Raw genomic sequence first — 18,443 nt, forward strand, 5'->3', positions numbered from 1 at the left:
ATACGATGACATTTTCCCTCGATCAGTTCCGCCTCGACGGCAAAGTGGCGGTGGTCACCGGCGCGGGCGGACGCGGCAATTCCATCGGGCGCGCCTATGCGCTCGGGCTGGCCGAAGCGGGTGCGGCGGTGGTCGTGGCCGACCTTAACGGCGAAGGTGCCGAAGCCGTCGCGCAGGAGATCGTCGCGGCGGGCGGCCGGGCGATCGGCGTGCGCGTGGACGTGGCGGACGAAGCCTCGACACTGGCGATGGGCGCGGCGGCGAGCGCGGCGTTCGGCGGGATCGACATCCTCGTCAACAATGCCGCGCTGATGGTCGATATCAGCTACGACAATTGCGAGACGGTCAGTCTGGAGGCGTGGAACCGCGCCTTCGCGGTGAACCTCAACGGCGCGTTGCTCTGCGCGCGGGCGGTGATCCCCTCGATGCGGGCGCGCGGCGGCGGGCGGATCGTCAACCAGACCAGCGGCGGGGCATTCCCGGCGATCGGGCTCTACGGCATTTCCAAGCTGGCGCTGGTGGGGCTGACGACGACGCTGGCCAAGCAACTCGGCAAGGACGGCATCACCTGCAACGCCATCGCGCCGGGCAACGTCAAGTCGGACGCGGGCAAGCTGCTGGTGCCGGACGATTCCCCGTTCATCCAGTTCCTCGACATGACCTGCGCGCTGCGTTCGCGCGGGGAGCCGGACGAACTGGTCGGCACCGCGCTGCTGCTGTGCTCGGACGCCGGGCGGTGGATCACGGGGCAGACGATCCACGTCGACGGCGGCTGGGTGATGCGGCCGTGAACACCCCCGTCATTGCGAGCGAAGCGAAGCAACCCAGGGCGGTTTATGCTGCCCTGGGTTGCTTCGCTTCGCTCGCAATGACGAAGCTGGCTAGCAGCACTTGCCCCCGCCCGCGCCGCCAAAGCGCGCCTGCTCGCGGTTGCGGAAGAACTCCACGCGGGTCATCGGCGTAGCATCCGGGTGGGCGCGGGCCATGTGGGCGAGGTAGACCTCGTAAGGCGGCTGGCCCACCATGAGGCGCAGCATGTTTCGCAGCATGCTCATTCCGCCGGGACCATCTGCGCGGGGCTCTCGTTCACGGTCGGCCGATCCTCGCGTAGTGCGGCCATGCACGTCCGCACGGTGAAGAACAGCAGCGACACCACCACCGCGAGGAACACCGCGCAGAGCCCGGCATCGACGCGGTCGTTGAAGACGATGGCCTGCATCTGCTCCATCGACTTGGCCGGAGCGAGCACCGTGCCCGCCTCGATCCCCGCGCCGAACTTCGCGGCATGGGCGAGGAAGCCCACGGTCGGATCACTCGACAGCAGCTTGAGCGAACCGGCACTGAGCGTGCAGATCAGCAGCCAAACGGTCGGGATCACCGTCACCCACGCATAACGCTGCTGCTTCATGCGGAACAGCACGGTCGTTGCCAGCATCAGCGCCACGGCGGCGAGCATCTGGTTGGAGATGCCGAACACCGGCCACAGCGTGTTCACCCCGCCCAGCGGATCGGTAACGCCCTGATAGAGGAAGAAACCCCAGCTCAGCACGCACAGCGCCGTCGCCACCACGCCCGGCAGCCACGAGGTTCCCGCCCGGAACGAGGGCACCGCAAGGCCGATCAGATCCTGCAGCATGAACCGTCCTGCGCGCGTGCCCGCATCGACGGCGGTGAGGATGAACAGCGCCTCGAACAGGATCGCGAAGTGATACCAGAACGCCTTCATCGCCGTGCCGCCCGCGACATGGCTGAAGATCTCCGCCATCGCCACCGCCAGCGTCGGCGCGCCGCCGGTGCGTGATACGATGGTGTGCTCGCCCACGTCGCGCGCGGTCTGGACCAGCAGGTCGGCGCTCACCGGGAAGCCCATCGCGGTCACCGCATGGGCGGCGCTGGCGGGGTCGGTGCCCAGCACGGCGGCGGGGCTGTTCATCGCGAAGTAGATGCCCGGATCGAGGATCGAGGCGCCGACGAGGGCCATGATCGCCACGAACGCCTCCATCAGCATCGCGCCGTAGCCGATGAAGGGCGCGTCGCTCTCGCTGCCGATCAGCTTGGGCGTGGTGCCGCTGGCGATCAGCGCGTGGAAGCCGGAGACGGCGCCGCAGGCGATGGTGATGAACAGGAACGGGAACAGCGCGCCCGACCACGCCGGACCGCCGCCACCGACGAACTGGGTCAGCGCGGGCATGCGCAGCGGCGGCGCCATGACGACGATGCCCACGGCCAGCGCCGTGATCGCGCCGATCTTGAGGAAGGTCGAAAGATAATCACGCGGCGCCAGCAGCAGCCACACCGGCAGCAGCGAGGCCAGCGCGCCGTAGCCGATCAAAATCCAGCACAAGGTCTGCGGGGTGAAGGTGAACAGCGGCCCCCAGACCTCGGAGGCGGCCACGTTCTGCCCGAACACGATCGCCGCGATCAGGCCGATGAAGCCCAGCACCGACACCTCGCCGATGCGGCCCGGCCTGATCCAGCGGGTGTAGACGCCCATCGCCAGCGCCAGCGGGATCGTCGCGGCGACGGTGAACATGCCCCAGGGGCTTTCCGCCAGAGCGCGCACCACGATCAGCGCCAGCACCGCCAGGATGATGACCATGATGAGGAAGGCGCCCGCCAGCGCGATGGTCCCCGCGACCGCGCCCATCTCCATGCGCACGAGTTCGCCCAGCGACTTGCCGTCGCGTCGCATCGAGATGAACAGGACCATGAAGTCCTGCACCGCGCCTGCCAGCACGACGCCGAAGATGATCCACAAGGTGCCCGGCAGATAGCCCATCTGCGCCGCGAGCACCGGCCCCACCAGCGGCCCCGCGCCCGCGATCGCCGCGAAGTGGTGGCCGAACAGCACGCGCCGGTCGGTGGCGACGTAGTCCAGCCCGTCGGCGCGGGTGAGCGCAGGCGTGGCGCGGTTCGGGTCGAGCCGCATCACATGACGCGCGATGTAGAGCGCATAGTAGCGATAGGCGACGAGGAAGCAGCTCACCGCCGCGACCACGATCCACAGCGCGTTGACCGCCTCTCCGCGCGACACCGCCAGCACTGCAAGGCAGACCGCGCCGACGACCGCGAGGATGATCCAGGGGATGTGCTTCAAGTCTGCCTCTCCGTTCGACCGCTGGCGGTTTGCACCGATGGGGCTTCGACAAGCTCAGCCTGAGCGGGATCAAGAACAGGTCTTCAATTCCCGTTCAGGCTGAGCTTGTCGAAGCCCCCTGCGCCATGGCGCATAGCTAAAGACACCCGGCGGTCCCGGGTCAAGCCCGGGACGACGATCAGCCCACCAGCTTGCGGGTGCGCCGATAAAGCAGCGCCAGCAGCGCGAAGAACAGCACCGTGCCGCCGATCAGCGCGGGCGTCTCGAAGCCCTCGCCCACCAGCGCCAGCGGGGCGTCGCTGCCCGACGCCGCGACGATGCCGGCGAAAGCCACGCCCCACAGGCTCTCGCCCACGATCAGGCCGGTGGCGGTCAGCACGCCCATGCGCTCGGCGAATTCGGGATCGCGGCGGCCCTTCGCCCAGCGGTCGTAGAACCAGCCGACGACGGAGCCGATCACGGTCGGCAGGATCACGCTCATCGGCAGGTAGATGCCGATGCCCACCGCAAGCGGCGGCAGGCGCAGGCGCCCGGCCTTGCCCAGCACTTCGTCGAGCGCGATGAACACCACGCCTGCAACCGAGCCCCAGCCGATCATCGTCCAGTTCAGGTCGCCGCCCAGCACGCCCTTGGCCAGTGCCGAGATCAGCGCCGCCTGCGGGGCGGGCAGCGCGTTGGGGCCGGCGCCCGGAGCGCCGGCGAAACCGAAGGCGGTGTTGAGCAGGTCCAGCACCGGCGGGATCACCAGCGATCCGAAGATCACGCCGATCACCAGCGCGACCTGCTGCTTCCACGGCGTCGCGCCGACGAGCTGGCCGGTCTTGAGATCCTGCAGGTTGTCGTTCGAGATCGTGGCGACGCCGAAGACCACACCGGTGACGATGAGGGCATAGGCCACCAGCGCCTCGGTCGTGCCCGCGCCCTGGTCGCGCCCGAACAGACCCACCAGCATCAGCGATGCGGCCACCACGGACAGGATGCCGATACCCGAGACCGGCGAGTTCGACGCACCGATGAGGCCCGCCATATAGCCGCAGACCGCCGCGATCAGCAGGCCGAAGACGACCACGAAGACCACCGCGCCCGCCACCAGCACCAGTTCGCTGCCCGCCAGCGGGCCGCCGGCGATGACGCTCCACAGCAGCACCGCGATCGGCACCAGCATCGCCACCGCGCCCAGCGCCACGGCCGTGATCGGCAGGTCCTGCTCTTCAAGCGCCAGCACTTCGCCGGCACCGCGTGCGCGGCTGGCGGCCATGGCGGAGCGGATGCCGCCGATCACCGGCCCGGCGATCCGCAGCAGCGTCCACACCGCCGCCACGCCGATCACGCCCGCGCCGAAGAAGCGCACGTTCTGCGAGAACACCGCGCCCGCCCAGGCACCCACATCGCCGGGCATGGGGGTCTGCGCGGTCAGGATCGGCAGCAGCACCCACCAGCCGACGACGAGGCCCAGGAACATCGCCATGCCCACCGAGATGCCGACGAGATGCCCGACGCCGAGCAGCGCGAACGAGAGGCCGCCGGAAATCCCGGTCGCCCCTTGCCCGGCGCGAAACCACACCGAGGCCTCGCCCACGGCAATGCGCGTCTGCGTCAGGATCGCGAAGCCCATCGAGGCCAGCGAATTCCACACCAGCACCGACAGGCCCTTGGCGCTTTCCTCCGCCCCTTCGCGAGAGCCGGAGCCGACGCGCAGCACTTCGGCGGCGGCGTGGCCTTCGGGGTAGGGCAGCGGCGTATCGACCACCAGCGCGCGGCGCAGGGGGACCGAGAACAGCACGCCCAAGATGCCGCCGGTGCCGGTGATCGCGGCGGTCGTCCAGTATGGGAAGCCCTGCCACCAGCCGATCATGACGAGGCCGGGCAGCACGAAGATGATCGCCGCCAGCGTCCCCGCCGCGCTCGCCACCGTCTGGACGATGTTGTTCTCCCAGATCGTCGAGTCCTTGAACCCGCGCAGGATCGCCATCGAGATCACCGCCGCCGGGATCGAGGTCGCGAAAGTCAGGCCGACCTTGAGGCCGAGGTAGACGTTGGCCGCCGTGAACAGCAGCGTGATGACGCCGCCCAGCAGGATGCCGCGCAGCGTGAGTTCGCGGGCGGAAGCGCTGCCTGATCGCGTGGGTGCCGTATGCTCGGTCATCAATCCTGCCTGTCGATATGCAATGCGCCACCTCTTGGCACGCTTGCCGCGAAATCGCCAGCACCGCCAAACCGGCAAACGGAGCGCGAAGACCTCACCTTGATCGTCATTGCGAGCGCAGCGAAGCAACCCAGGGCACTCCTACACTGCGCTGGGTTGCTTCGCTGCGCTCGCAATGACGAGGTGTGGGGGCGATATCGCTGCTGTTTCATACCCCCGTCACAGGCACGCCCGATAAGGCCCGGTCATGGACAGAGTTACGCGCGTTGCTTCCCCCCCTTTGAATGGACCGGTCCGGGTGATCGTGCTTGCCGGCGGCAAGGGCGGCACGGACCCGCTGGCGCAGCGCCTGGGGCATGTCCACAAGTGCCTGATCCCGCTCGGCGGCCGCCCGCTGATCGCGCATGTGCTGCAGACCGCGGCGCTTCATCCCGCCGTCGAGAGCCTCGCCGTCTCGGTCGAGCGCGAGGCGTTCGAGGGGCTGTTCGACGTGCTCTCGCAGCTTCCCGGGCGCGGGATCGTCAAGCTGGTGGAGGCACGCGAGAACCTCGTCGACAGCGTCGTCGCGGCGGCGCAGGACTGGGACGGACCGCTGCTGGTCACCACCGCCGACCATGCGCTGCTCTCGGTCGCCTCGATCGACGCGATGATCGCCGCGCTGCCGGGCGCCGACGCGGCGCTGGCGCTGGCCCCGCGCGACGCGGTGCTGGCCGCGCATCCGGCGCATGCGCACCCGTTCCACGAGTTTTCCGACGGCGCCTATGCCAGCTGCAATCTTTATGCGGTGGCGCGCCCCGAGGCACTGCGCGCGGCCGAGGCGTTCCGGGGCGGCGGCCGCTTCGCCGGCAACGCCTGGGGCATGCTGCGCGCGTTCGGTCCGATCAACCTGGCGCTGATGAGCCTGCGCGCGGTGACCCTGCCCGATGCCATGGCGCGCGTTGCGAAGCGTCTCGGCCTGGCGCTGACGCCGGTGGTGCTGGACGACGGCATCCAGGCGCTCGACGTCGATGACGAGGAGACTTACGCGCTGGCGGAGGGGCTGCTCACCCCTTCCGCCAGCCTGTCGCACATCGCTGCGGGAACGGTCAGAACTTGAAGCCGATCCGCGCGTAGTACGAACCGCCATTGAGGCCGAACGGCGCGAAGTTGCCATAAGCGCCCGAACCATCCCAGGCGATCAGCCCGTTCTTGTCGGGGCGCACGTCGAACAGGTTGTTCGCGCCCACCGCGAAGTCCAGCGCCTCGGTCAGCTGATAACCCACTTCGGCGTCCGCCACCCACTTGGCACCGAAAGTCCGGTCGGAGGCCGCGACGTTGCTCGATTCCGTGTACTGGCCATAGCGCGTGCCGCGCAGCAGCGCGTGCAGCCTACCCGAGGTCCAGTTGCCCGTCAGCACGACCTTGCTGCGCGGCAGCGCCGCCACCAGATCGCGCCGCGCCTGCCGGCCGAACAGGGTGACGTTGAGGCTGCTCAGCTCCGCCGGGTTGTCGATGACGTGCAGGATCTTCGTCTTGTTGTAGCTGTAGGCCGCGCTGAGGCGGAAGGTGCCGAGCGCCGAGGTGTCGAGCGTATATTCCGCCACCGCGTCGATGCCGCGCGTGCGCGTATCGATGGCGTTGGTGAAGAACTGCGCGCTGTCGACGTCGTCGATGCCGTTGGCCTGCAGGATCGCCGCGATCGCGGTGCCGCCGTTGGAGGACGTACCGAGGAACTCGGTCTTGACGATGCGGTCGTCGATGCGGATCTGGTAGGCGTCGACGGTGATGCGCAGCGGTCCGTTCTCGTACGTGATGCCGGCCGTGAAGTTCAGCGACTTCTCGGGCTTGAGCGGCTTGGCCCCCAGCGCCAGCGCCGCCGCGCTGTCCACCGGCAGGAACTTCGAGGTCGTCGAGACGCGCTCGTCGCCGATCACGGTGACGGTGTTCTGGGTGGTGGAGAAGCCGGTCTGCGCCAGCGACGGCGCGCGGAAGCCGGTGTTGACGCCGCCGCGCAGCGCGAGGCCTGGCGCCAGTTCGATGCGGGTGCTCGCCTTGGCGCTGAAGGTGTCGCCGGCGCTGTCGGTGTAATGCTCGTAGCGGCCAGCGAGGCCCACGAACCAACCCTTCGTTACGTCGGCCGAAAGGTCGAGGTAGGCGGCCACGTTGCTGCGGGTGATGTCGGTCTCGTCGGCGGGCGAAGTACCGGTGAACGAGACCAGCCCCGGCGAGGGCGATTTGCCCGCATAGAGATCGCCGAAGGCGCTGCCGTCATCGGGGATCACATAGCCGCCGTCGCGGTAGCTGTCGGGCTCGCCGGCGATGTTGCGGAAGCGCTCCCAGCGGTGCTCGACGCCGAACGCGACGTTGAGCGGCTTGGCGAAGCCCACCTCGAACTCGCGGCTGACGTCGAGGTTGTTGACCCACAAGTCCTGGATCTGGCGGCCCATGCGGAAACTGGTCGGGCTGTCCGGCCCGAGCGAGGGGTTGAGCGTGTTCTCCGCGCCCAGCTTGACATTGTCCTGTCCGTAGCTGCTCGAAATGTCGAGCGCCCAGTCGCCCAGCCTCGTCCGCAGGCCCAGTGCCGCCTGCCAGTCGCGCTCCCAGATGCGGCGATAGGCCTGGAAGCCCGCCGGGTAGAGCTCGGGCAGAACCGAGGAGCCCTGCGCGTTCGCCTGCCCGCCATAGCCGGTGGACGACGCGACATAGGCGCCGCGCGCGTCCTTGATGTTGCGGTAGCTGAAGGTCGAGAACGAATAGAGCGTGGTGTCCTCGCCCACCGGCAGTTCGGCGTTGTAGCTGGTGTTGACGATCTTGTCGCGGTTGGACCGGCCGTAGCCGCCGGCGATGACGTGGTCGGCATCGGCCTCGCGCGGGTCCGGCTGGCCGCCCACCAGCGGGTAGACGTAGGGGATCGCTTCCGCCGCCGACTTGGCGCGATCATGGTACTTGGCCTCGACCGCAAGGCGCACGAAGCCGCCGTCGCCGATCGCGGTGCCGTAGGAACCCGCGAACTGCGCCAGTTCGCCGCCGCCTTCGTAGTTCTGGCCGCCGGTGATCGAGAAGTCGCCGCCTTGCGGCGCATCGTCGAGAATGATGTTGATGACGCCCGAGATCGCGTCCGAACCGTACTGCGCCGCCGCGCCATCACGCAGAACCTCGATGCGGCCGACCGCGCTGGTCGGGATGAGGTCGATGTCCACCGGGGTCGAGCCGCCGGAAATGCGCGAGAGGTTGTTGATGAGCGAAGTGGTGTGGCGGCGCTTGCCGTTGACCAGCACCAGTACGTAATCGCCCGATAAGCCGCGGATCGAGATCGGCCGCACGCTCGCCGAGGTGCCGCCACCGCCCAGCGCCGGCATCGTCAGCGAGGGAATGATGTTGCCGAGGATTTCCTTGAGGCCGGTGCGGCCGGTGGATTTCAGCTCCGCCGGGCTGATGACGTCCACCGGCACCGGGCTGTCGGCGACCGAGCGCTGGGTATGCCCGCGCGCGCCGGTGACGATGATGGCGCCGCCCTCCGCGGCATCGGCGGCGGCGTCGGCTGCGGCATCGGCCGCTGCCAGCGGCACTGCCGCCGGCGCCTCGTCTGCATGAGCCGCGCCGAAGGGAATGAAGGAAACGCTGGCTGCGAGCGCGGCGGACTTGAGAATCTTCACGGTAAGGCTGGCCCCTGAACTTGTGATCTGTCCAGGCCCTCATTGCATGTCTACCAAATTAGTAGAAATTGTGTTCCCTTATCCGTTCTCAAGTTTTTCTTGAGTGAAGCCGCGGAAACGACCGCTGCAAAACCGCGATCGTCCCGGCGCAGTCCCGGGATGACTGCAAGGGGTGGGAATCGGTCATCCGTCATCCCGGCGCATGCCGGGACCGTGGGCTGTCTTTAGAAGCGACCTCACGCCGGGCGCCCTGGCGATAGCTATTGCCTCAAGACTTGCCCACGGTCCCGGCATGCGCTGGGATGACGACCATGGGGTACGCTCGCAAGGGCCGCAAGCGACCGCTGCGGAATTTGTCCGAGCGGCCTTACGCCTTCAGCACGAAGGCATCCGCCAGCGGCCGGTCGCCCTTCACTTCACCGAACTGGCGGAAGGTATCGAGCACCACCTGCTGGCGGCCGATGAGCGTCTGGTCGATCGGCACCGCGATGCGCGCGTTGGTCTTCACGAACTCCAGCGCGATCGGCTGCGGCAGGCCGGTTTCCTGCGCCAGGACTTTGGCGAAGTCATCGGGATGCGCGCTCGCCCATTCGAGGCCCTTAGCTTCGCGCTTGAGGAAGTCGGCGAGCAGCGGCTGCTTGTCCTTGATCGCGCCTTCCCAGGCGACGTCGAAGCCGTAGCCCTGCGTCAGCGTGCGCCCGTCGATGGCGATGCGGTCGCCCTCGGCCTGCGCGCTGGCGACGTAGGGCTGCCAGGTCGACCAGGCATCGACCGCGCCTGTCTGCAGCGCCGCGCGGGCGTCACTTGGCGAGAGGAACGTGACCTTGACGTCATCCAGCCCCAGCTTGGCCGAGAGCAACGCGCGCAGCAGCAGGTAATGGCCGACGCTGCCGCGCGTGGTGGCGACGCGCTTGCCCCTGAGCCCGGCGGCATCGCGGATCGGCGAGGCGCCGGGGACGACCACCGCGATCGCGCCGGGCATCCGCTGCTGCGTGGTCTGCGCACCGATCGCCTTGATCGGGCTGCCCGCCTGATAGGCGAACTGGAACGGCGCGTCCCCGGCGAGGCCGACGTCCACCGCCCCGCTCCCGATCGCCTCCAGCAGGTTCTGCGCGGCCGGGAATTCCGACCACTCGATCTTGTAGGGCGCCCCGTCGAGCGCGCCCGAGGCCAGCATCAGCGCCTTGGTGCCGCCCTTCTGGCTGCCCACGCGCAGCAGGCCGGTGTCTGCGCCTCCGCCCCGGCCGCAAGCGGCCAGGGCGAACGTCGTACCAAGTCCTGCGAGCAGGTTACGTCTGTCGAGCATCAATCAGAGGTCCGTCCACAAGGGTTCATCTGCAATCAGGATACGGTGCAGTTCGCGCGGAAAATCGCCGTAATTGCGCACCGCGAAGTGCACGCTGGCACGGTTGTCCCAGAACGCAACCGTCCCCGGCCGCCACGAGAATCGCGCCTGCACGTCGGGCCGCTTGTACTGGCGCAGCACTTCCTCCAGCAGCTCGCGGCTCTCGGACAGATCGACGCCCAGGATCTGCGGCTGCTGCGAGAAGTTGACCCACAGGATCTTCTGCCCCGTCTCGCGGTGCTTGCGCACGATCTTGTGCGCGACGATCGGGTATTCGTGGCCTGAGAGTTCCAGCGCGGGCACGAAGTTGTGCGTCACATGCTTGCCTTCGAGGCGCTGCTTCAGCTCCTCGGGCAGCGTTTCGTAGGCAAGCGCGGCGTCCACCCAGATCGTGTCACCGCCCACTTCGGGCAGGTTCACGTCGCGCAGCACCGCGCCCCAGGTCGGGACCAGCCGCCAGCTGGTGTCGGAGTGATAGGCCTCGCCCGGCTTGACCTTGTAGCCGAGCTTCTTCTCGTACTCGCGGTCATGCTTCGCGGCGATCGCGTGGACTTCCTTGTTCGCAGCGTCGTGCCGGGTGGTCGGGTGCGTGTAGAGCGGGCCGAAGTTCGCCGCGAAGGCCGCCTGCTGCGCGTCATCGATGGACTGGTCGCGGAAGAACACGACCTTCCACTTGAGCACCGCAGCGCGGATCGCCGCGCGCAATTCGTCGGTCAGCGGTTTGGACAAGTCGACGCCCTCGATCTCGGCGCCAATCGTCGGCTGCACGGGACGGATGACGAGGCCCGCGTTGGCGGTATCGAACGTGGAAGCGGAAGTAGCCATTGTCTTGTCTCCTCTCTTCTCGTTTCAGGCGGCCGAGCGGGTCAGGCGCGCGGCGGTATTGCGGTTGACGGGCACGTCGAGGCCCAGGTTCTCGCGGAAGGTCTTGCCGGCATAGTCCCGCTTGTAGATCCCGCGCTGCTGCAGGATCGGCACGACCTGATCGACGAACACCTCCAGCTGCCCGGGCAGCGATTCGAACAAGTTGAAGCCGTCCGAACCCCGCTTCTCCAGCCACAGCTGGAAACGGTCCGCGAGCTGCTCGGGCGTACCCACGAAGCCGCCCTTGGGCGTTGCCACCCGAAGCGCGATCTGGCCGAGCGTCAGGCCCTGCGCGGCGGCGGCAAGCACCTTCTCAGAGGCGCTCTGGTTGCTCTTGAAACCCTCCTCGGCGACATGCGCCGGGAAGGCGCCATCGGGATCGTACTGACTGAAGTTGTGGTCGTTGAACGAGCGGCCAAGCGCCCGCAGCGCGTTCTCCAGACTGACGAGGCCCGCCAGTTCGCCGTGCAGGCGCTCGGCCTCCTCCTCGGTCGAGCCGACCACCGGCCGCGCGCCGGGCAGGATGAACAGCTTCTCCGGATCGCGCCCGAAACCGCGCGCCCGCGCCTTCAGGTCCGCGTAGAACGCCTGACCCTCGGCAAGGTCCTCCTGATGAGTGAAGATCGCCTCGGCATGGCGCGCGGCGAACGTGCGGCCGTCCTCCGACGAGCCCGCCTGGAAGATCACCGGCTGCCCCTGCGGCGAGCGCGAGATGTTGAGCGGCCCCTTCACCGACAGGAACTCGCCCTTGTGGCCCAGTTCGTGCAGCTTGTCGGCGTCGAGGAACTGGCCGCTGGCCTTGTCGCGCACCAGTGCGTCGTCTTCCCAGCTGTCCCACAGGCCCTTGACGACATCGAGGTATTCGTCGGCGAGACGGTAGCGCTCGGCATGGCCGAGGTGTTCGGCCTTGCCGTAGTTGTCAGCGCTGCCCGCGAGCCATGAGGTGACAACGTTCCACCCCGCTCGCCCGCCGCTCAGATGATCGAGCGAGGCGAACTGGCGCGCCAGATTGAACGGCTCGTTGTAGCTGACGGTGGAGGTGGCGACGAGGCCGATCCTGTCGGTCACCGCCGCGACGGCGGAGAGGATCGTCAGCGGCTCGAAGCGGTTGAGGTAGTGCGGCGAGGAGCGCGCGTTGATCGAGACGCTGTCCGCCACGAACAGGTAGTCGAACTTGCCGCGCTCCGCCGCCTGCGCCTGCCGCACGTAGAACGGCAGGCTGGTGCTGGCGTCCACTTGCGCGTCGGGGTGGCGCCAGTCGTCCCAGCCGGGGCCGACGCCGTGCAGGATGAAGCCGAGCTTGAGCTGTCTGTCTGCCATGTCAATTCCTCCTATGTCGTGAGGTCAGGCTATGCGGCGGATGCGGGACGGACCAACGCGATTGGCTGATGTGAAAGTGAGTTGTGCCAATGGGTTCGGGGGGATGCCCTGAGGACCCGAACACAACGCCCCTCAATGTTCGTCATTGCGAGCGGAGCGAAGCAATCCAGGGCGACGCAACCCTGCCCTGGATTGCTTCGCTTCGCTCGCAATGACGATCCAAGGTCGGTTCACCGGCCTTGAGGATATAGCGTCACCGAAAGATGTGTTCGGCCAGCCATCCCGATCACCCCGCCAGCGCGACCTTGCGCTGATCCCGCTCTGCCACCTTCTCGCGCACCAGCGGGATCAGTTCGCGGCCATAGTCGATCGCATCGGCCAGCGGCTCGAAGCCGCGGATCAGGAAGTGGTCGATGCCGATGTCGTAGTATTCCAGCAGTGCGTCGGCGACCTGCTCCGGCGTGCCGACGAGGCCGGTGGAATTGCCCGCAGCGCCGGTCAACGCCGCAACACCGGTCCACAGGCGCGAATCCCGGCGGCCGGAAGCCGCCGTTTCCAGCAGCCGCAGCGACCCCGCGTTGGGCGGACGGTGGCCCGAAGTCGGCAGGCCCGCCGCCTCGCGGTTGGCGCGCACCTGTTCGACGATGGCATCGGCCTTCTTCCAGGCGGCTTCCTCGGTATCGGCGATCACCGGGCGCAGCGAGAGCGAGAAGCCTGGATTGCGGTTATGCTGCGCGGCGGCGTGGCGCACGGTGCGCACCGCCTCGCCGACCTGCTCCAGCGTCTCGCCCCACAGGGCATAGACGTCGGCATGACGGCCCGCGACTTCGATCGCCTCGGGCGAGGAGCCGCCGAAGAACACCGGCAGGTTATCCGGCTTGATCGCCGCGAAGGCACCGCGCGCCTGGTAGAAGCGGCCCGCATGGTCGAACGGCTGCGCCGAATTCCATTCGCGCTGCAGGATATCGAGGTATTCGTCCGTGCGGGCGTAGCGCTCGGCTTTGGTGGTGCCGACGTCGCCGTCGCGCGCCATTTCCTCATCGGCGCCGCCGGTAATGATGTGCACCGCGACGCGCCCGCCCGAAAGCTGGTCCAGCGTCGCCAACTGGCGCGCGGCCAGCGTCGGCTGTGTGAAGCCGGGACGGTGCGCGACGAGGAAGCCGAGCTTGCTGGTGATCGCCGCCGCATGGGCCGCGACGATCTGGCTTTCGGGCGAGGCCGAACCGAACGGGATCAGCACGCGGTCGAAACCGCCCTTCTCCTGCTCGCGCGCGGCGGCGTCCACGTATTCGCGATCGAGAACGCGGGTGCGCACCGCGCCGTGGATCTCCGACGTGTCGTTGAAGCCGATGTAGCCGATGAACTTGACGGTCATTGCGGTGAACTCCGGTATGATTTCAGATGACGAAGAAGCCGTGGGTGCCGTCGCGCTGAAGCTGCGCGACAAGGCCGTATTCCCAGTCGAGGTAGGCTTGCATGGCAGCCTTGGGGTTGTCGGTGCCCTCGTAGGGGCGCTTGTAGCGGCCCTCGGGACCGCGCGGCGCGGGAGCACCATCGGGGCCCGTTTCGAGTTCACCGGCGAAGTCCGCTTCCAGCACCAGCACTTCCCAGCCCAGCTGAGCGAGCCACGACGCGGTCATGTCCGCGCGCGGGCCGAGGTCATCGGCAAGGACGATGCGCGCGCCGCGCACGGGGGCGAAGTGGTCGGTCTCCTGCACCAGCTGGCCGCCGGGTGCATTGCGGAAGCCCGGAAGGTGCCCGGCGGCGTAGACGTCCGGCTGGCGCACGTCGAAGCGGTAGAGGGTGCGGTGCGTCTCGGCCTCGATCGCGGCAAGCTGCGCGGCGTCGATCCGGCGCACCCCGGCGCGGTAGGCGACTTCGCGGGCACGGGCGCGGGCTTCATCCACGTCGCCGCCGACTTCGACACTCTCCTGCCGCCCGTGCTCCAGCTGCTGCCCTGCGAGGGTCCAGCCGATGGTGCCGTTGCGCAGCGCGAAGACGCGGTTGGGCAGCCCCGCATTGATGAGCGACTGCGCGCCGATCAGGCTGCGGGTGCGGCCCGCGCAGTTGACGATGATCGTGGTGTCCGGATCGGGCGCGGCGACGGGTGCGCGCAGCACCAGTTCGGCGCCCGGCACGCTGCGGCCGCCGGGGATGCTCATCGTCGCGTATTCGTCGAAGCGGCGCGCGTCGAGGATGGCGATGTCGGCCTTCTCGTCGATCAGCGCCTGCACGTCCTCAGCCGGAAGCGAGGGCGTGCCGCGCCGGTGCTCGACCAGTTCGCCGAAAGCCTTGGAGTAGGAATTGACGTCCTCGAACAGCTCGTAGCCCGCCTCGCGCCAGCCCTGCAGGCCGCCGTCGAGCAGATCGACGTTCGTGAAGCCGAGACCGCGCAGTTCCTCGGCCGCCGCGGCGGCAAGGCCCTCGCCATCATCGTAGACGACGACCGGCGCGTCCTTGCGCGGAATGCGCCATGCCGCCTCGGCGGCGATGCGCGCGGCCGGAATCTGGGCGGCGAACAGCGGGTGGCCAGCGGCGAAGGGGTGCTCGTCGCGCACGTCGATCAGCGCGATTTCGCTGCGGGCCAGAAGCGCGCTGCGGACCTGATAGGGGGTGACGGTCATGCTTTCCTCGAAAGATCCCAGAGATTGGGAAGCGTGGTGTTGGCGTAGCCGGAGATGAACGGTCGCTCCTCGCCGCTGGCGCGGTAGGTGGCGCGTTCGACCGCGCCGATGTTGGCGCCGTAGACGTGGATCGAGATCGAGGTGCGATCGGCATGGCCGTTCTCGACACGGTGGATATCCCCCTCGCGCGGGTCGATCGCCTCGACTTCGCCGGGATGGAGCGTGCGGGTCGCGCCGTGCTGCACCAGGGCGCCGTCGAAGTCGCGGTGAAGGAAGCTCTGTACCCTCTCGGTGCCGTTGAGTACCCCTACGAGGCCCCAGACGCGGTGGTCGTGGATCGGCGTCGCCTGCCCCGGTCCCCAGACAAACGACACCACGCTGAAGCGCTCGGCGCTGTCGCAGTGAAGGAGATACTGTTGATATCGCTCGGGGTGAGGCTGGGCGTATTCCTCCGGCAGCCAGTCGTCCCGCTCGACCAGCCCGGCCAGCAGCGCGCCGCCGCGGTCGAGAATGGCACCGAGATCATCGGTCTCCTCCAGCAGCGCCGCGAAGTCCCCGACGAAGCTGCGCAGCGGCGCAAGGCCCTGTCCAGACACGGAAATCTGGGAAAACGCGTTCACGGACGCGCCCCCGCATGCAACGCGACGATCTCCGCCTGCTCCTCGACAACGCCGCCCAGCGCATTCAGAAGGCGCTGCCGCAGCGGCGCGGCGATGACCGCGCGCTCGGCCCCGCGCGGCGCGGTGATCCGCTCCTGCGCGACGATCCGGCCGCCATCCAGAAGCACCACCCGATCCGCCAGCGCGATCGCCTCGTCGACGTCGTGCGTCACCATCAGCACGGCGGGGCGATGGCGGCGCCACAGCGACAGCACCAGCTCGTGCATCCGCAGCCGCGTCAGCGCATCGAGCGCGGCAAAAGGCTCGTCGAGCAGCAGCAGTTGCGGTTCGCGCACCAGCGCGCGGGCCAGCGCCACGCGCTGCGCCTCGCCGCCAGACAGCGTCAGCGGCCAGGCCTCGAGCCGGTGGCCAAGGCCGACTTCCTGCAGCGCGTCCTCGGCCAACTGCCGGGAATCATTGGCTTTCAGGCCGAGCGCGACGTTGCGCCAGACCTTTTTCCACGGCAGCAGGCGAGCGTCCTGGAACACCACCGCGCGCGATTTCGGGATGGTCACGTCCTGTCCCTCGACCGGATCGAGGCCTGCCAGCGTACGCAGCAGCGTCGTCTTGCCCGAGCCGGAGCGGCCCAGCAGCACCACGAATTCTCCAGCGGCGATCTCGAGGTCGAGGCCGGAGATGATCGTGGTATCGCCGAAGCTGCGGGTGAAGTCGTTCAGCCGGACTACCGGCTCGGCCGGGGCAACGAAGCTGGCGGGGGCGGTAAAATGAGTCAGTCGAGCGTCCATCGCGGAGTCCTTCTCGATCGGGTAAGTCATTGGGAAACCATGGCAGGGCGCCATACGAGGGCGCGGTTCTCGATCGCCCGCACCAGCCCGTCGGCGATCAGGCCAAGCGCCGCGTAGATCATCAGGCACACCAGGATGATGTCGGTACGCATGAAGTCGCGCGCATTGTTGATGAGGTAGCCGAGGCCCGCCGTCGCGTTGATCTGCTCCGCCACGACGAGCACCAGCACCGAGACCGAAAGCGAATAGCGCAGCCCCACCAGCAGCGAGGGCAGCGCCCCCGGCAGGATCACATGCACGACCTGCCCGATCCGGCTGAGGCCGAAGCTGCGCGCGCTTTCCAGCAAGCGCACGTCGATGCCGCGGATGCCGCTGTAGAGATTGAGATAGACCGGGAAGATCGAAGCGAAGGCGATCAGCGCGATCTTCGGCGTCTCGCCGATGCCGAACCAGACGATGAACAGCGGCGTCAGCGCCAGTGTCGGGATCGTCCGCTTGATCTGCATGAGCGGATCGACCGCCGCCTCGCCCGAGCGGGAAAGCCCCGCCACCAGCGCCAGCACGACGCCGGTGGTGATGCCGATCGCAAGGCCGGCGAGGACGCGCAGCGCCGAGACAATGAGATTGTCGGTCAGTTCGCCCGACACCGTCATCGACCACAGCGTCGCGATAACCTGCGAGGGCGCGGCCAGCGTGCGCTCGGGAATGAAGCCGGCGCGCGAGCCGGCTTCCAGCACCGCCAGGAGCAGCAGCGGCGATAGCCAGCGCGCAGCCCCCAGGGAACGACTCAGTTGCTTCAGACGCGACATTCCTTGCCTCACTTTGCTCGCGGCAAAGGTCGCATCATCATGTCTACTGATTCAATCGAAAATATGATCCCGATCTATTTGCGAGGCTCATAATGCCATCGCGCAGCGCTCATTAGGCGCGCAAATCCTATAAAATCTCTGCAAAAACAGATTTTTAACGGGTCATTCAGGCGCCGGGAGAGAAATCCTATGCCCGCTTAAATCTCTACTATTTTGATTGACAATAAGCAAGGCGTCATGACTTTGGAGAAACTCAATCCTCCCGTGAAAGCCCGCCCATGCCCGTGAACCTGCCGACGAACCTTTTACGCAGCTTCGTCGCGATCGTCGACACCGGCTCGATGCTCCATGCTTCGGAGCGCGTCTTCGTGAGCCAGTCGGCGCTCAGCCTTCAGATCAAGCGGCTCGAGGAACTGCTCCAGCAATCGCTGTTCCACCGCGAAGGGCGACGACTGACCCTTACGGCGCATGGCGACCTGATGCTGGATTACGCACGCAAGGTACTGGCATTGCACGACGAAGCCGTGGCTGCGGTGACTTCGGGCCATTTCGCGGGACCGGCGCGGATCGGCATGGTGCAGGACTTCGCCGAACTGCTTCTGACCGGCCTCCTGGCGCAGTTCGCCGACCTCCATCCCGAGGCCGAACTCTATTCGCGCGTCGCGGGCACGGCCGAACTTCTGGACCTGCTCGAACGGCGCCAGCTCGACATCGTGCTCGGTTTCGCCGCGCCCAGCGACAGCCATGCAGTGACCACCGCGCCGATGTCGTGGTTCGGCAAGGAGGAACTCGCAAGCCTGGCCACCGTGCCGCTCGCGGTGCTGGAAACTCCCTGCCGCTTCCGCGAGGCGGCGATCCGGGCGCTGGAGGATGCCGGGCGGCCGTTCCGCATCACCGTGGAGACCCCCAACCTGACGACGCTGCGCGCGGCCGTCGATGCCGGACTCGGCCTGACCTGCCGCACGGGCATGTTCCTGCGCGACGCCCCGCTGGTCGATACCGGCCTGCCGGAATTGCCGCACGTCTCATGCATCCTGCATACCGCGCCGGGGCTCGATGGACCGACAAACCAACTCGCCGTGCTGGCCCGCGAAGTGGTGGCGGCGCTGCCGAACTGATGGCCCTTATTCGATAATCTCAAGCACCCGGGCGGTGTTCTCGTTGGTCGCAACTCTTGGCTTTCCATAGCCTCGAGCCA

15 protein-coding genes are annotated in these 18,443 nt (G+C 67.8%); 3 read left to right on the forward strand and 12 right to left on the reverse strand.

All coding sequences use genetic code 11. The features are described 5' to 3' along the window. The first annotated feature begins 5 nt into the window (after positions 1-5). On the forward strand, positions 6-791 hold the full coding sequence (locus tag V2S85_RS13925) for an SDR family oxidoreductase (protein ID WP_330703443.1): 786 nt from the start codon (positions 6-8) through the stop codon (positions 789-791). A 90-nt stretch (positions 792-881) separates the two neighbouring features. Here the strand turns inward: V2S85_RS13925 and V2S85_RS13930 are convergent, their stop codons facing one another. From V2S85_RS13930 to V2S85_RS13940, 3 genes are all read right to left on the reverse strand, one after another. Then, a complete protein-coding gene (locus V2S85_RS13930) occupies positions 882-1,049 on the reverse strand; it encodes a YbdD/YjiX family protein (protein WP_330703444.1) in 168 nt (55 codons plus the stop codon). A 2-nt stretch (positions 1,050-1,051) separates the two neighbouring features. Further along, a complete protein-coding gene (locus V2S85_RS13935; RefSeq protein ID WP_330703445.1) occupies positions 1,052-3,097 on the reverse strand; it encodes a carbon starvation CstA family protein in 2,046 nt (681 codons plus the stop codon). A gap of 178 nt (positions 3,098-3,275) precedes the next feature. Further along, the gene (locus V2S85_RS13940; RefSeq protein ID WP_330703446.1) at positions 3,276-5,243 is read right to left on the reverse strand and encodes an OPT family oligopeptide transporter; all 1,968 of its coding nucleotides are present in this window, start codon (positions 5,241-5,243) and stop codon (positions 3,276-3,278) included. Positions 5,244-5,541: 298 nt separating this feature from the next. Between V2S85_RS13940 and V2S85_RS13945 the strand changes: the two genes are divergently transcribed. Beyond that, positions 5,542-6,339, forward strand: coding sequence for a nucleotidyltransferase family protein (locus tag V2S85_RS13945; RefSeq protein WP_330703447.1), 798 nt, complete (start codon positions 5,542-5,544; stop codon positions 6,337-6,339). Here the strand turns inward: V2S85_RS13945 and V2S85_RS13950 are convergent. The 9 genes from V2S85_RS13950 to V2S85_RS13990 form a co-directional block, all read right to left on the reverse strand. Then, entirely contained in the window at positions 6,329-8,878 is a 2,550-nt protein-coding gene (locus tag V2S85_RS13950; protein WP_330703448.1) for a TonB-dependent receptor, read from the reverse strand. The genes V2S85_RS13945 and V2S85_RS13950 overlap by 11 nt on opposite strands. A gap of 367 nt (positions 8,879-9,245) precedes the next feature. Further along, positions 9,246-10,184, reverse strand: a complete 939-nt coding sequence (locus tag V2S85_RS13955) for an ABC transporter substrate-binding protein (RefSeq protein ID WP_330703449.1) — start codon at positions 10,182-10,184, stop codon at positions 9,246-9,248. Positions 10,185-10,187: 3 nt separating this feature from the next. Next, positions 10,188-11,048: a TauD/TfdA dioxygenase family protein gene (locus V2S85_RS13960; protein ID WP_330703450.1), complete on the reverse strand. Its 861-nt coding sequence runs from the start codon at positions 11,046-11,048 to the stop codon at positions 10,188-10,190. Between the two features lie 24 nt (positions 11,049-11,072). After that, positions 11,073-12,407: an LLM class flavin-dependent oxidoreductase gene (locus V2S85_RS13965; RefSeq protein ID WP_330703451.1), complete on the reverse strand. Its 1,335-nt coding sequence runs from the start codon at positions 12,405-12,407 to the stop codon at positions 11,073-11,075. 286 nt (positions 12,408-12,693) lie between these two features. Then, positions 12,694-13,782 (reverse strand): LLM class flavin-dependent oxidoreductase, encoded by a 1,089-nt coding sequence (locus V2S85_RS13970; protein ID WP_330703452.1) that lies wholly within the window; start codon positions 13,780-13,782, stop codon positions 12,694-12,696. Positions 13,783-13,804: 22 nt separating this feature from the next. Then, a complete protein-coding gene (locus tag V2S85_RS13975; protein WP_330703453.1) occupies positions 13,805-15,031 on the reverse strand; it encodes a rhodanese-like domain-containing protein in 1,227 nt (408 codons plus the stop codon). Next, positions 15,028-15,651 (reverse strand): cysteine dioxygenase, encoded by a 624-nt coding sequence (locus tag V2S85_RS13980; protein WP_330703454.1) that lies wholly within the window; start codon positions 15,649-15,651, stop codon positions 15,028-15,030. Before V2S85_RS13980 ends, V2S85_RS13975 begins: the two co-directional genes overlap by 4 nt. Next, the gene (locus tag V2S85_RS13985; RefSeq protein WP_330703455.1) at positions 15,648-16,436 is read right to left on the reverse strand and encodes an ABC transporter ATP-binding protein; all 789 of its coding nucleotides are present in this window, start codon (positions 16,434-16,436) and stop codon (positions 15,648-15,650) included. The genes V2S85_RS13980 and V2S85_RS13985 overlap by 4 nt, the downstream gene beginning before the upstream one ends. A gap of 26 nt (positions 16,437-16,462) precedes the next feature. After that, positions 16,463-17,245 (reverse strand): ABC transporter permease, encoded by a 783-nt coding sequence (locus V2S85_RS13990; RefSeq protein ID WP_330703456.1) that lies wholly within the window; start codon positions 17,243-17,245, stop codon positions 16,463-16,465. Between the two features lie 278 nt (positions 17,246-17,523). Here V2S85_RS13990 and V2S85_RS13995 point away from each other — a divergent pair, with 278 nt between their 5' ends. Further along, positions 17,524-18,363: a LysR substrate-binding domain-containing protein gene (locus V2S85_RS13995; protein ID WP_330703457.1), complete on the forward strand. Its 840-nt coding sequence runs from the start codon at positions 17,524-17,526 to the stop codon at positions 18,361-18,363. Positions 18,364-18,443 lie beyond the last annotated feature (80 nt).

Origin of the sequence: Novosphingobium resinovorum (genome assembly GCF_036352595.1) — a bacterium.
In the GTDB taxonomy this organism is placed as follows: Bacteria; Pseudomonadota; Alphaproteobacteria; order Sphingomonadales; family Sphingomonadaceae; genus Novosphingobium; species Novosphingobium resinovorum_B.